The following is a 13,589-nucleotide window of genomic DNA, read 5'->3' on the forward strand; positions in this document are numbered from 1 at the left end:
GATGAGGGCCAGGACCGCGATGGCCGACTTCACCGGCGACGGGAGAGACGATGTCGTCGGGAACTGGGCCATGGACGGCGTGATCCACCTGGTCGTGAGCGAGGGGACGGCGTTCGGCGAAGATCACACCTTCGACGAGGCGAGCAGCAGGGAGGGATTGTCTCTCGGTGTCGGCGACCTCGACGGGGACCAAAGCCCGACATCGTGTACGACGACGGCGAAGCCGTGACCGTGCTGGTCATCAATCTCTGAACCCGCAGGCTGGCTGCTTCCATCCGCGAGGTGGACGAACTCGTGCTCTCGGCGCGAGCGCCTGCCGGGCCGGCTCCAGCAGCGCTCGAGGTAGGACGATCAGGGGGTGAGATCGAACAGCGATTTGGTGCCTACGGCTTCCGGGGGCGTCGGCGCGGCCGCTGGAGGGCTCGGGGGAGCACGGCGGTCCCGAGGCCGATGAAGACGAGGGAGACCGCTCAGGAGTTCGCCCTGAGCGCGGTGAACTCGCCTGGATCGTGGATGGTGGGGGGAGTGGTCCCGCCACCGATGAAGTCTTCCGTCCGGTCGTACATGCCGTAGTGGGTCACCGGCGCCGAACCGCCCTTTGCCGGGAAACCATCCGCGCCTGCCTTGACCCCGAGGGCGTTCATCAAGTTGCAGAAGTACTTGTTGATCGGCGCGTTGGCGAGCGACGGATCGGTCCCCGTTTCCTGGGAGATCGCGTCGACCTGGTCCGACGTGCCGTCGGCACACGTGATCTCGCTGTTGCCGGTCGTGAGATCGGGCGAGCCGTCATCGACGTTCACGGCCCAGCCGGTCTTGAAATAGCCGCCGGCGCTGCCGACCTGGACGATCGGCAGGTTGTTGAGGTTGCGGGCGCAGCCGTCCGACGCGTCCTGGAACCAGACGGCCGCGCAGTTGTCGAGGAGCGTCCCGTCGCCCTCGTCGATACGGTTCAGCTGCCCGACGAGGTGGGCGAACTTCCTCGCATAGTAGTCGTCGATCTTGAGGAGCATGTCGATCACACCGGGGACGCAGGTGCCCGTCATGCCCGCGTGGTCCAAGCGACTCGCGAGACCCGCGGCTTCCTGGGTCAGGCCGAGCCCCCCAAAGGTGTAGGCCGCGGGGTACTTCAGGAAGATGACGGGGTTCGCGTTGCACGCTGTCGCGAGCACGGCGAGGTTCGAATAGAGATCGGCTCCGTCCAGGTTGTCCGAGATTCGCTGCGTCAGCTTGTCGGCGTACGAGGCCGTGCTCGTCAGGTCGATGTTTTCTTGCGTCACGCCGAGCGCCGTGGCGAGGGACGTGTTGCACTGCGAAGGAACCACCACGTTTCCTGTCGCGTGGAGGAGCTCCTTCCAGGCTGCGAGCTTCCGCTCGTCGGCACGGCTCATGTCGAAGCGCTCGAGCGTCTGCAGATCATCCCTCACGATGTCGAGGATGCTCTTGCCGCGCATCGCCGCGTAGGTGTCCGGAGACGTCGGCTTCCCCGCCTCGAAGAGGCCCGTGAGGCTGTTGAAGGCCTGCGACGCGGAGAGGCTATTGAAGAGGGTCTCGGCAGCGGAGTAGGAGATCGCCGACTGAGCGTTGTCATTCCCACCAATCGTGTTCATGAGCAACGGAGTGCCTTGCGGGCTGAGCTGTCGTGCGACGACGTGATCCAGCGAGGGACCGGTCGGCATGGCGTAGAACTTCGTCGCCGTGTTGAAGCTGAACGGATCGTTGCTGTTGGGAGTGACCGGGTGGCAAGTGAAGTACGACCCGTTCACCTGCGTGTTCTCATCGTTCCCCTGCCCCCGAACCATCGTCGCCGTCCACTCGTTCATCGCGCGGATGCCTCGGGGCATGAGAAGCTTGTCGACGTAAGGCGCCAGGTGCTTGAGCGTCGTCGACTCGAGGTCCGCCACGGTGAGCGGCCCGTGCGATTTCTTCGGGAACCACCGCGTCGTGATGCAGCCATAGTGCGTGTACATCACGATGAGCCGCTTCGGTGGCGTGGCCGGCTGCGCCATCACGGTGCGGTCGAGGATCGAGCCGAGGAACGGCGCCGCAACGCAAGCTCCGCCCAGCCCCCGGAGGAAGATTCTTCGGTTCACGCGCTTCGCCATGGTCGTATTTTTCCTGCCTCAGTTGAGGCAAACGCCCGGCTGACACTCGGATCGCCGTCGGATGCCCGCGTTTGCCACGTCTCCATCCCCCCTACAATGCCCGCGGGTCCGTGAATGTATTTGGGTTTCGCTCGGCCGGGCGCGTTCGTCGAGCGGAAGGACGCCCCGCGATCACCGCTCGACGCGGCAGCCCGCCACGTCGCCGCAGTCCTCGAGAGCGCACCGGTCGCCCTTGCGATCCGTCCACACTCCGAAGACCGACGCCGGTTTGATCGCTCATCGCCGGGTCGAAGGGGCTGTCTTCACGCCGCCGCATGCGGGGCGTAGCATGCGCTTGGGCGCGTCGACTCCGGGGGCAGTCTGCCCGCGAGCGCTGCGCCGCGACGTCATCCAACCCCATGGAGAGGTCTCATGAATTCTCCGACCGCGCAGCCCGCCGAGAGCTACAACCCCTACGAACCACCCAAGGCAGACGCCTCCGCGGCGCTGCGACCGGAGGAGCGCTCGCGGTTGCGGCTCGCGAGCAGCGACAGGCGGCTCGTGAACCTCGTCGTCGATTACATGGGATTGATGCTGTTCACGTTCCTCGTGGGCGTGATCTTCGGGCTCCTCGGAGGCGCCGACGTGTTCGAGAAGGCCAACGATACATTGCTCGGCCTCGTGATGATGTTCGCGTACTATGCCTCGATGGAGGCGATCTTCGGCGCCACGCCTGGCAAGCTCGTCACTGGCACGCGGGTCGTGATGGAGGACGGCAGCCGCGCCGGCCTCGGTCGGATCGCGCTCCGCACCCTGTGCCGGTTCATCCCCTTCGAGGCGTTCACGTTCCTGACGCGGCGCGGCCGCGCGCCCGTGGGCCTGCACGACCGGCTGTCGAAGACCCGTGTCATCCTCGTGCGCGGCTCTGACGGCGCACGTTGAGAGGCGGTTCGCCGGGCTCCAGTGGGGACGAGCCGTGTCTCCGGCGGCCGGCGGCGTGCGTGGTGCCCGTCGCAAGAATGCGATCGTCTCGCCGTGGCCTCACGGCGTTCGCGGCGCGCGCTTTCGTCGCCTCGCGAAGGGGCAGGTCAGGGGAGGGGCTGCTTGCGAAGGCGAGCGAGAGCGCGAGAGCACTGGAGGGCCATGGCGCCGAACCCGACAAAACAGACGCCGACGTCAGACCAGCTCCGGAGGTCGAGGGCTTCGACGCGCACAAGCAAGAGATACGCGAAGGCGAGGTTGGCCAGCGCCCAGGCGACGTTCACCGCCGGCGGCGACAACCCCTTGAATGGCGGTGATGCGAACGGGGTCTGCAACGGTTGGCCGGACACGCCCGCGATCAAGTGGGGGAGCGCATTGGCGAGGAACGCCCCACCGAAGAAGTACGCGAAATAGACATACCAGGGCATGGTGATCTCCTCGAGCTGTTCGAGCGGAGGCTGCTCTCGCGTCAAGAAGTACGCTGTGGCGGCTTTCACATGCAAGGAAGAAGACCGGGCCACCCCGGACCGTCGAGTGGAATCGTCTGGACTTCTTCCTGTCTCCTGCCCGAACACGAACAGCCGATGCCGTCCGCGCGCGTCAGCGGATGACGCACGCATCAGGCGTGGCGTGAGCGCGGCGGCCTGCGCCGCGGCGTCCTCTCACGTCCGGGATGAGCAGGCTCACCTGCCACAGGGTGTCACGTGACACCCTTGTGGCGATGTGTCACCCGCAGCGCTCCCGGCCGAAGGCTCGAGCAGGCGCCCGGGGGCCCCGCGCGCGCGCTTCCCCGCAGCGGAGGCGGGCGGCGCGCGACGAGGACGAGGCCCGACCCTCGCGGTCCGACGCGAGTTCGCCTCTGGCCTGCCGGTTGCTGAGGTCCCTGCGCGAGCGAGCCGTCGTGATGAATCGACGGCCGCACAACCCCAGGAGAACTCGCCATGATGATCGAACGACATGCGCTCATTCGCCGGACCTTGATCGCCGCTGCCCTCGCGTTGCCCATCGGCGCTGCGATCGCCGCGGGCGCGCCGAACGACGCCGTGGCCGGCTGCCAGATCACGGTGAGCGTACACAACTCCGGCAGCCAGGCGTTCACGGTCGACTGGGACGAGAGCAAGGTGAAGGTGTCCGGCGGCACGTGGGACAAGCTCGCGAACAACTCGTCCGAGCTGGTCGGCGCCGGTCAGACGAAATCGGTCGTCTACGGGGCGCTCTTCAATTGCGGAGCGAATCGCCGGTACCAGATCCACACGACCCAGGGCGGCGACGAGGAGACGACCTATTTCCCGGGCGTCAGCTCGTGGACGACGGACCAGACACCCACGATCAACATCTCGATGTGACGCTGCCTCGAGCGCGGTCCGGGCCCCTCGCGCGGCGGGTCGACATCAGCGCGCGAGGAGCGCGATCGCGTCCTGGATCCCGGCGTGGGTCAGCCGCACGCGGACGTCGAGGCGGGCCGCGCCGGAGCCGAGCACCTCGGAGGTGACGGCGAGCGGAATGGCGACCCCGCCGCGCGCCGGCAGCGCCGCGAGCGCGGCGAGATCCTTGGCGACCTTGTCCAGCGCCTCCGGCGTGTCGCCGTTCGCCGCGAGCAGCGTCAAGCCGGCCAGCGAGAAGAGCCCGCCGGCCAGCGTCCCGCGCCTCCGCAGCACGTCGATGTCCGGCGCCGCGCCGAGCGTGCCGTCGTCGCGCCCCGGATCCACCGCGACGCGCAGCCGATCCACGAGGGCGGCGTCGTCCTCGCCGATCCCGAGCCACGTCCGCTGGCCGGCGGGGACGACGTAGAGGTGGGTCGTGTGCGCGGGCGGGGCGTCCTTCGTGAGCGGCTTCGAGCGGAGCTCGACGTGGAGCGTCCCCGCGGGCAGCGAGGCGGGCGCGCGGACGATCGCGTGCGTCGTGCGCTGCTTGTCCTCGTCGTCCTTGCGAGCGCCGCCCTTCGGCGCGCTCCCGGGCTTGCCCGCGGCCCGCGCGGTGTTTCCGTCGTTCGGCGCGCTCCTCTTGAGCTTGTCGAGCTCATCGCCGCGCAGGAGGAGCTCCTTCACGCTGGAGATCCAGGTCGGCGCCGGCTCCTCGACCGAGGCCAGCATCCATCCCTGGAGCGCGAGGCGCGCCGCCTTTCGCGCGCGCTGCGCGCCCTTGTCGCGCTGGTAGGCCGCGAGCGCCTTCTCCGCCGCCGCGCCGTTCGCGCCCGCGCCGAAGACGAAGGGGCCGCCCGTGAGGGCCAGGGTCTCGAGGCGATCGAGGACCTGATCGAGCCGCGCCTCGTCGTAGCCGTCGTCGATCATGTCGTCGCGCAGCGCCTTGAAGACGGCCTCTCGCAGCGGGGTGAGCTCGGCGCGCGACGCGCCCTGCGTGTGGAAGGCGACCGCCGTGTCGGCCGGGAGGCGGAAGAAGGCCGGCGGCGGCGCAGCGTCCTGCGCCGCCGCCGGCGCGAAGGCCAGCGTGAGGGGCGAGCGTCGGCCCGCGAAGCGCAGCGTGAGGCCGACCTCGACGTCCGCGCGGCCCCACGTGAGGTCGACGTTCAACCTCTCGATATCGCGCAGGAACCCCGCGGCGAGCTCCTGGCCCAGCGCCCCCGCGCGGCCGTCGTCCTCGTCCGCGTCGCCCGCGCCGCTCGCCTCTTCCACGGCCTGGCGGAGGGTCCGCTCCGAGAGCTCGATCCGCGCGTCCGCGTCGAGCGGCTCGCGGGCCACGACCTGGACGAGGTAGGCCGCGGCGGTCTCGATGTCCTCCACGTTCGTGCCGCAGAGCAGGCGCGCGCCATCCCGCCGCTCGCCGGGATCGAACGCGCAGGCCCAGGGCGGCGCCTCGTCGTCGGGCTCGGCGTCACGCGCGCGCTCGACGCGCAACAGGCCCGGGTGCTCCTTGAGCTCCTTGAGCGCGAAGCGATCGGCCAGCCGCGGCACGTCCTGCTCCGCGACCGACAGGGAGGCCACGGCGTGATCGCCCATGGTGCCCAGGAAGGCGACGTCGAGCGGCCTGTCCAGATCGACGATGGCGGCGAGCTCCGGGCCCACCGCTTGCGCGAGCACCTTCGTGGGATCCGTCGAGCCGATGGTGAACACGAACGCGCTGCTCGGCAGGAGCTGCGCGACGTTGTCCCAGGTCCGCTTCGGATGGGCGATCCTCAGCACGAAGGCGAGCTCCGCCGGCGCTGTCGCGGGCTGCGCCGCCGCGACCGTGGGCGCGGCGACGGCGGGGCGCGGCGCCGCGAGCACCGGCGCGTCAGGGGCCCGCTGGGGAGCCGGAGCGCCGGCGCACGCGGTGAGGAGGGCGATCGGGAGGAGGGCGGCGCGCTTCATGGAGGCGCCGATCGTCGCGCTCGAACCGGGCCCCTGGCAAGCGGGGTGTCACTTCGGGAGCTTCATCACCGTGCCTGCGGCGCTGTTCGTCCAGTAGACGCTGGTCGCGTCCACGGTGATGCCCAGCGGATGATCTTGCCCCGTCGCGAGCGTCTCGGGATCGCCGCCGCTGAGGGGCACCTTCTTCACGCTGCCGTCGTCGTTCGTCCAGTACACGCTCTCGGCGTCGATCGCGAGCTTCCCGGGGTTGCGCTGACCCTCCGCGAGCGCGACGGGGCTGCCGCCCTCGAGCGGCGCCTTCATCACGGTGCCTCCGTCGTTGGTCCAGTAGACCGCGGCGGCGTCCACGGCGATGTCCTTCGGCTTGAGCTGCCCCTCCGCGAGCGTGACCGCGGCGCCGCCCGCGACTGGCACCTTCATCACCGTGCCTCCTTCGTTCACCCAGTAGACGTGGGTCGCGTCGACCGCGACGCCGAGCGGGGAGTCTTGCCCCTCCGCGAGCGCGACGGGCGAGCCGCCCGCGATAGGCACCCTCATGACCGTGCCCTGGTCGGCGCTCGTCCAGTAGACGTTCTCGGCGTCGATCGCGATGCCCATGGGGTAGGTCTGCCCGTCCGCGAGGATCGTGTAATCGCCCTCGAACGACGCGCTCACGACGACCTCGAGGCCGGAGTCCGTGAAATAGACCTGGCCGGAGGGGCCGAGCGTGATGCTCTGGGGGGCGAAGGGCGGGTCTCCCTCGAAGAGGAACGCCGCGTTGCCGCCGCGGACCGGCACCGTCATCACCTGTCGAGCGACGGGATCGACCCAGTACGCGGTGGTGTCGTCGACCGCGATGTCCGTCGGTTCGACGCTGCCCGACGCCAGGAGGAGGGGCTGGCAGCGCGACGCCTCGCACGGCGCCCCCAGGCAATAATGGCCGCAGGCGCCGCAGTGCTCCGGATCGGAGGTCTTGTCCACGCAGGCGCCGGCGCAGAAGGACAGGCCATCGTTGCAGCCGGGCGCGTCGCCCCCGGCCCCCGCCGCGGCCACGGCGTCGCCTCCGCCCCCGCCGGAGGTCCCCGAGCTCGTGGCATCCGAGCTCTCAGGAGTGAAGTCGCGATCTTCGGGGCTACACGCGGACAAAGCAAGCACGCTCATCAGGAGGAAGCGGTTCATGGCGCGTAGTGTACACGGAACGCGGGAGCACGTCGGCAAGCCTGCCTCGGAGCGCTCGCGATGGTCGCTGCTGTCGGGCGCTGTCGTGTCAGCGGGCCAGCGCGACGAGCGACTCGGGCATTCCGAGGTCGACCAGGGTTGGCCGCACGAGGGAGAGGAGCTCGAGCCAGATGCGATCGAACTCCGCTTCGAGCGGCGTCGCGGCCCTCCCCGATACCGACCGGCGACGTTCGATGGCCCCATCTCCGGTGCGGCACCGGATGTGCCGGACAGGAGCGTCGTCGAGCGCCCACCGCTGGAGCTCCTCGGGGAGCTCGCGGAGCGCGCGACTGAGCCTCTCGAAGGCTTGCGGGGTCAATGAGATGTCGTGGCGTGTCCCGGTTCGCTCCTCGGGGCCCGATGGCCCGATCCAGTGGCACCTCACCGCGCCATGGCCGCCCACGCGCAGCGTGGCCTCCCAGCCCGCGAGCGACGCGGAGAAGCCGGGGACGAACGCGAGGTCGATCTCCATGCGCACCGGTTCCATGGCGGGCGCGCCTCAGCGCGCCGGAGGCATGCCCGTGTCGTCGAGCGCCGGCCAGGCTGGCCGGAGCGGCAGGACGAGCGCATCGAACGGCGCGGGCAGCGATACAGAGGTTGCCGCGTGCAAGCAGAACTCCCGGCCGGGCCCGAGCACCATCTGGCGCATCCACAGGCCGGCGCTGGCCTGCTCCACGATCGGCGTGAGCCGGGTGAACAGCTCACCGTAGGACACGCCGTCGGGCTTGCCGAACCAGTGGGCGTAGCCCGGCGCGCGCAGCGCAACTCCGCCCCGCAGGCGATACAGGCCCCCGGCCCCGCCGCCGGCGGCCGCGGCCGCCGCGTCGTGCGGCGCCGAGCGGCTGGCGGAGACCGCGGCCTCGTTCAAGGCGCCGAGCGCACCGAAATCCTGCACCAGGTACCAGTCCTCGTAGACGTCGCCGCCGCCGGCCGCCCACGGCGCCCCGGAGAGCCCGACGCTGAACGACCGGAGAAAGCCCGGCGCGGGCGCCGCGGCGAGCGCCGCATGGAAGGCTCGCTGCCGGCGCTCGTACTCCTCCGCAGCGGTCTCGGGTCGTCTCCAGTGCCAGAACACATAGGCCAGCACGGACTCGCTGTTCCCTTCCGCAGGATAACTCACGTCTTCTCCGATGCCGGATGCTTCATGTTCATGTAAACACCGCCGGCTTCGAGCTCATCCAGCATCTGGCGGAGGCGCTTCTCCCTGGTCTCCTGCCGCTTCGCCTTGTCGATCCATCCGATATAATCGTTCTGCTGGTACGCGGGGCGGGCCTTATAAGCATCCATCAAGCCACGCTCGTTCAGCGCGTTCTCGACGAAATCGGGGATCGGGTGCCTTGGCCTTCTCAGGCCTGACGCGTCGGCGCTCATCGCTTTCTCGTTATACCGGCGCGTGGCGTGGAGGTGAAGCCGAGGGGCGGCCCCTCGCCGCTCGGGGCTCGCCCCGGGCGATCACGGGCGGGGCGCGCCCCTGGTGGTCGATGAAACTTTCACCGCCGTGGGGCGTCTCAGCTCCCCGGAGGTCCCGCCCGATGCCCAGACGTCGTGGTCTCTTCCTTGCGTTCTCCCTTCTTTGCCCGGCGCTGCTCTCCGCCGGGTGTTCCCAGCCGATCGACGCTCCGGACGCGACCGCGTACGTGCTGCTCGATCCCGCGGCGCGCGCTCGCTGGACCGTGGCCAGCGACGGCTGGCAGGGCGCGCCGATCCTGCCGGTCGCCCTCGACGTGGAAGAGACGGCGGTGCTGCGCGGCCCGGAGGGCGCGGCGCGGATCGCGCTGCGCGGGGGCATGCTCGCGCACGTCCGCGGCGCCGAGGGCGAGATCCGATGGCTCGCGCTGGGGGAGGAGGCGCGGGACGACCGCCTGACGCTGCACGCGAGCAAGGCGGCCGCTGCGGCGCTCGCGGCGCTCGTCGGCGGCGAGATCTCCCGGCGCCGCGACGGCATGTGGACGCTCACAGCGCCGGACCTGCTGGAGCGTGGCTCCTTCCTCGATCCGCCCGAGGGCGTGATCGAGGCCCTGCCCGATGTGCGGCGCGATCCCGGCGAGCCCGCCGCGTTCGCGCCATCGGCGGCGCAGGACGCCCTGGACGCGCTCGCCGCGGTGCCGGCGGCCCCCAGAGGCGGCGCGCTGGAGCCTGGCGGCGCGGAGGCGGAGCTGGTCGGCCTCTACGCCGCGGGGCTGCGGACGCTCCTCCTGGACGCGTCCGGGGGCTTCACGCTCGAGGACCGCTGCTCCGGGGAGGTGGTCGCGACAGGCCAGTACTCGGCCGCGGGCGATCGCGTGATGCTGCGATCCGCGGGGGCGGCGCCGATCGTGCTGGGCCGGGATCGGGATAGGCTGGTGCAGGCAGGCGGGTCGGCCTTCGCGCCGCTCGCGCCCGAGCCCTCGGGGCGCGGCGAGACGGAGAGCGAGCTGCTCGGGAACGGCGGTGAGGAGTGACCATGAAGCGCAGGCATTTGCTGGGAGCGACTGCAGCAGGGCTCGCGGCCACCGCGTGGCCCGCGTTCATCCGCGACGCGTTCGGCGACGGCGCTGCGTGCGACGAGAAGGGGACGAAAGCGGCGGCCTCGGGGTCGCTGGTCCAGGTCTCGGCCGCGTTCCGGCGCGCCCGGCAGGCGAACAGGGCGCTGCTCGTCTTCGTCATCCCTGCCGACGACAGCGCCAAGTGGGAGCGCGGCCACGCGTTCGGCGAGCTGCTCAACTTCGGCGCAGACGGGGATCTCGCCCCGCTCGCGGGCGTCGAGGTCGTCTGCGCGACCATGGCGGATCTGAAGAAGCTCGTGCCCGGCGCAGGCAACGGGGAGCCGCTCCTGGTGGTGGTCGGGACCGACAAGGTGCCCGTCGCCGCGACGCAGCTCGACGTCGCGCTCCCGAGCTACGACGGAATGCGCCGCATGGCGGCCGGGGGCCGGGAGGAGCAGCTGAAGCACGACGAGCGCATCGCTGCGCAGCGGATCGGCGCGCTGGGCGCGCTGCTCCGGAAGGGCCTTGGCGACGACGCGCGCGACGTGGAGGCCCGCGCCGCGAGCGTGCGCGCGCGGCTCGTGAAGGCGCCGCCCGCGGGCGCGCACTGGGCGATCGCGAGCGGCTGCGGGATCGACGTCGAGGGGGCCAAGGACAGCGGGCTCATGGCCTGCGGCATGGGGCACGTGCCCTCCAAGTCGCGGCGCTTCCTGTACTTCTTCTCGGTCGACGGGCGCGGGGCCTCCACGCGTTGATCCCGGTCGGCCTCACGCTCCAGCCCGACGCGGCGTTCCTCGACCTGCTGGCCGAGGTGATCCTGCGCGACGCCGACTACTACGAGGTGGCGCCCGAGACGCTCTGGCGCGTGCCGGACGCCGCCGAGGCCGATCTCCAGGAGAACGGCTTCCACCGCCGCTTCGCCGAGCTGGCGCGCCGGTCGGACCGGCCGTTCGTCGCCCACGGCGTCGGCTGGTCGCTCGGCGGCGCCTCGGCCGCCGACGCGGGCCGGCGCGCCCGCTGGCTCGCGGCCCTCCGGCGCGACCACGCGATCTTCCGCTTCCGCTGGTACACGGATCACCTGGGGATCAGCGCGCCCGCCGGCCTTTCGGCCGGACTGCCGCTCCCGATGCCCATGAGCGCGCACGGCGCCGCGGTCGCCCGCCGCGCGCTTCGGGCGATGCAGGCCGTCGTCGAGGACGTCGGCGTCGAGAACAGCGTCAGCTACTTCGTGCTCGGCGATCCGCTGGACGAGCCGCGCTTCCTCGAGCGCATCCTGAGGGCGCCGCGGACGCACCTGCTGCTCGACCTGCACAACGTCCACACCATGGCGGAGAACTTCGGCTTCGATCCGGCCGAGTACGTGGCGCGGCTCGATCTCGCCCGGGTGATCGAGATCCACCTCTCCGGCGGCGGCCCGAGCGATCCGGGCTGGCTGCCTTCGGGCCGGGTGTTGCGGCTCGACGGCCACGACGACGCGGTGCCGGAGCCGGTGTGGCGCCTCCTGGACGAGGTCGCGCCGCGCTGCCCGAACCTGCGCGGGGTGACCCTGGAGCGCATGGAGGGCACGGTGCACGGCGCGGACGACGCGGCCGCCGTGCGGGAGGAGCTTCGCCGCGCGCGGCGCGCGCTCGGCAGGCGCGGGAGGCGCAGGTGACGCGCGCGGCCGGCGGCGGGGCGGCGGGGCGCGCGGCGCGTGGGAGGGCAGGGGAGGCCCGCGGCGGGGCAGCGGAGGCCCGCGGCAGGGCAGCGGAGGCCCGTGGCAGGGCAGCGGAGGGCCCGGCGGCGCGGCCGGCGCGGCTGACCGGGGCCCAGGCGCACGCGCGTTACGAAGCGCTCGTGGCCCGCGCGATGACCGCCGAGGATCCCGTGGCCGCGCTGCGCGCCGCGGCCCAGGATCCGGCGCTGCCGCCCGCGCTCCGGCGGGCGCTGCTCGGCGCGGACGAGGACGGCGTGAGGATGTCGGCGCTGCTCGTGGCGCGGCTGCGCTTCGAGCGGCTCCTGCGCGGCTCGCCCGAGGCCGAGGCGTGGTTCGACCGTGATCCTGCGGAGTTCAGCGCCGCGTTCCGGCGCTACCACGCCGAGGTGTCGCCCACCGCCTTCTTCCCGCCGGGCGAGGCCCGCCTGTTCCGCCGCTGGATGGAGGCGCCCTCCGCGCCTACGCGCGCCCGACGGCCCCGATGACCAGTGGGCGTCAGCAGCGCTTCCTCGCACCCCTGCCGGGCGTCAGCAGCGCTTCCCCTCACCCCTGCCGGGTGTCAGCAGTGCTTCTTGTCCTCGTCGGAGATGGTGAGGTTGACCCGGTGGATGCCGACGGGGTCAGCCGCCTCGTCGGCGCAGCTCGGCCTCGAGCTCGGCGATGCGCCGCTCCGCCGTCGCGCGGGCGGCCTGCTCGGCCTCGGCGCGGGCCTGCTCGGCCTCGGCGCGGCGTCGCTCCGCCTCCTCAGGGGTCGGGACGAGCTCCGCCCCGTCGGGGGTGCGGGCGAGCCGAAGCGCCGCCGGCTGGCCTGCGGCAGGGACGATGACCCAGTGCAGATTGAGCACGGTGCACGGGCTGCGTTCCCCTTCGACGACGCGCTCGATCAGATCGTCGTCGATGCGATCCCAGACCCGCAGCCGCTCTCCTGACGCGGCGTCAGGATCGAACGCGACGAGCTCCAGCACGCCGAGCTCGTGGTACTTGCGGAGCTTGTCGGCCCACGTCTGCGGATCCGAGTCGTGCTCGCTCACGATCTCGACGGCGAGCTCAGGGGCACCACGCTCCCACGTCTTCCAGGAGCCGAACGGCGTGTCAGGGGTGCCGAGCCGGACAAAGGCGTCCGGCGCCAGACACCGGCTCGGATCCGACGCGGACCAGTAGACGAACTGGTCGGATCCGATCGACGCGCGATCCGCGAAGGTCTTGAGCACGACATAGAGCAGGGTCCTGATCTCGAGGTGGCGCTTGGTCTCCGGCACGAGGGCCTCTTCCGGGAAGTGGAGCGGGGAAGGCGCGCGAACGTGGCGGAGCCGGCGCGCGAGCGCGGCGTGCTGCATGGGGACAGTATCCACACGCCTTGTGTGTACGTCGACCGCGACGCGGCTCGGTTTGCTCGCTTCGTCGAGATCGCCTCGAGATCGTTGCGGTGCGCGCCGGTGTAGCCTGGCAGCGTGCGCCCCCGCCGCCTCCGTCACGCCCTCGCCCTCGCCGCGCTGGCGGCCAGCGCCGGCATCGCCGGGTGCTCGTGGTGGCCGTCCGAGGGGCCCTCCGCGGCGCGCCAGGATGTCCGGAGGGCAGAGGGGCAGCCGTCCGCCGCGCCGCCCTCTCCCGCCGCGGGAGGGCCGCAGCCCGCCGCCGCGCCGCAGGGAACCCCGCCGCAAGCGCGGCCTCTCCCGCTCCTCACGGACCCTGCCGTGCTCGCCGAGCTCGAGGCCGCGGGCCTCGAGCTCGGCTCGGTGCTCACGGGCGCGCCGGGCGCTACGCGCCGCTCGCCCTCGAGAACACCCCCGACGTCGCCCGGCTCTCGCGCGACCCGGCGCGACGCGAGCGGCTGCGAGGCCAGCAGCGTGACGCGCTGCCG

General features: G+C 71.7%; 15 protein-coding genes. 7 read left to right on the forward strand and 8 right to left on the reverse strand.

Annotation, left to right across the window (positions count from 1 at the left end; all coding sequences use genetic code 11):
• The first annotated feature begins 1 nt into the window (after window position 1).
• The gene (locus WMF14_RS00715) at window positions 2-229 is read left to right on the forward strand and encodes an FG-GAP repeat domain-containing protein (protein ID WP_437798294.1); all 228 of its coding nucleotides are present in this window, start codon (window positions 2-4) and stop codon (window positions 227-229) included.
• 241 nt (window positions 230-470) lie between these two features.
• Here the strand turns inward: WMF14_RS00715 and WMF14_RS00720 are convergent, their stop codons facing one another.
• A complete protein-coding gene (locus tag WMF14_RS00720) occupies window positions 471-2,090 on the reverse strand; it encodes a DUF1552 domain-containing protein (protein ID WP_437798295.1) in 1,620 nt (539 codons plus the stop codon).
• A gap of 423 nt (window positions 2,091-2,513) precedes the next feature.
• Between WMF14_RS00720 and WMF14_RS00725 the strand changes: the two genes are divergently transcribed.
• Window positions 2,514-3,023, forward strand: a complete 510-nt coding sequence (locus tag WMF14_RS00725; RefSeq protein WP_437798296.1) for an RDD family protein — start codon at window positions 2,514-2,516, stop codon at window positions 3,021-3,023.
• 146 nt (window positions 3,024-3,169) lie between these two features.
• Here the strand turns inward: WMF14_RS00725 and WMF14_RS00730 are convergent, their stop codons facing one another.
• Complete coding sequence (locus WMF14_RS00730; RefSeq protein ID WP_437798297.1) at window positions 3,170-3,490, reverse strand: hypothetical protein; 321 nt, start codon at window positions 3,488-3,490, stop codon at window positions 3,170-3,172.
• A 513-nt stretch (window positions 3,491-4,003) separates the two neighbouring features.
• Between WMF14_RS00730 and WMF14_RS00735 the strand changes: the two genes are divergently transcribed.
• Window positions 4,004-4,408, forward strand: a complete 405-nt coding sequence (locus WMF14_RS00735; RefSeq protein ID WP_437798298.1) for a hypothetical protein — start codon at window positions 4,004-4,006, stop codon at window positions 4,406-4,408.
• 45 nt (window positions 4,409-4,453) lie between these two features.
• On the opposite strand, the gene WMF14_RS00740 is transcribed toward WMF14_RS00735, so the two are convergent.
• From WMF14_RS00740 to WMF14_RS00760, 5 genes are all read right to left on the reverse strand, one after another.
• Entirely contained in the window at window positions 4,454-6,370 is a 1,917-nt protein-coding gene (locus WMF14_RS00740) for a hypothetical protein (RefSeq protein WP_437798299.1), read from the reverse strand.
• Between the two features lie 48 nt (window positions 6,371-6,418).
• Entirely contained in the window at window positions 6,419-7,528 is a 1,110-nt protein-coding gene (locus tag WMF14_RS00745; protein ID WP_437798300.1) for a hypothetical protein, read from the reverse strand.
• An 88-nt stretch (window positions 7,529-7,616) separates the two neighbouring features.
• On the reverse strand, window positions 7,617-8,054 hold the full coding sequence (locus WMF14_RS00750) for a hypothetical protein (protein ID WP_437798301.1): 438 nt from the start codon (window positions 8,052-8,054) through the stop codon (window positions 7,617-7,619).
• Between the two features lie 12 nt (window positions 8,055-8,066).
• Window positions 8,067-8,687, reverse strand: a complete 621-nt coding sequence (locus WMF14_RS00755; protein WP_437798302.1) for a hypothetical protein — start codon at window positions 8,685-8,687, stop codon at window positions 8,067-8,069.
• Window positions 8,684-8,938, reverse strand: coding sequence for a YdeI/OmpD-associated family protein (locus tag WMF14_RS00760; protein WP_437798303.1), 255 nt, complete (start codon window positions 8,936-8,938; stop codon window positions 8,684-8,686). The genes WMF14_RS00755 and WMF14_RS00760 overlap by 4 nt, the downstream gene beginning before the upstream one ends.
• Window positions 8,939-9,099: 161 nt before the next feature.
• Between WMF14_RS00760 and WMF14_RS00765 the strand changes: the two genes are divergently transcribed.
• Genes WMF14_RS00765 through WMF14_RS00780 form a run of 4 tightly spaced genes read left to right on the forward strand, consistent with a single transcriptional unit; the run spans window position 9,100 to window position 12,213 of the window.
• On the forward strand, window positions 9,100-10,008 hold the full coding sequence (locus WMF14_RS00765) for a hypothetical protein (RefSeq protein WP_437798304.1): 909 nt from the start codon (window positions 9,100-9,102) through the stop codon (window positions 10,006-10,008).
• Between the two features lie 2 nt (window positions 10,009-10,010).
• Window positions 10,011-10,787, forward strand: a complete 777-nt coding sequence (locus tag WMF14_RS00770) for a hypothetical protein (protein ID WP_437798305.1) — start codon at window positions 10,011-10,013, stop codon at window positions 10,785-10,787.
• Window positions 10,784-11,686 carry a DUF692 domain-containing protein gene (locus WMF14_RS00775; RefSeq protein WP_437798306.1) on the forward strand — a complete coding sequence of 301 codons (903 nt, stop codon included), beginning with the start codon at window positions 10,784-10,786 and terminating at the stop codon, window positions 11,684-11,686. Before WMF14_RS00770 ends, WMF14_RS00775 begins: the two co-directional genes overlap by 4 nt.
• Window positions 11,683-12,213, forward strand: coding sequence for a hypothetical protein (locus WMF14_RS00780; protein WP_437798307.1), 531 nt, complete (start codon window positions 11,683-11,685; stop codon window positions 12,211-12,213). Before WMF14_RS00775 ends, WMF14_RS00780 begins: the two co-directional genes overlap by 4 nt.
• Window positions 12,214-12,348: 135 nt before the next feature.
• On the opposite strand, the gene WMF14_RS00785 is transcribed toward WMF14_RS00780, so the two are convergent.
• On the reverse strand, window positions 12,349-13,065 hold the full coding sequence (locus WMF14_RS00785) for a Uma2 family endonuclease (RefSeq protein ID WP_437798308.1): 717 nt from the start codon (window positions 13,063-13,065) through the stop codon (window positions 12,349-12,351).
• Window positions 13,066-13,589 lie beyond the last annotated feature (524 nt).

The sequence above is a fragment of the Sorangium sp. So ce693 genome, from assembly GCF_051521375.1.
In the GTDB taxonomy this organism is placed as follows: domain Bacteria; phylum Myxococcota_A; class Polyangia; order Polyangiales; family Polyangiaceae; genus Sorangium; species Sorangium atrum.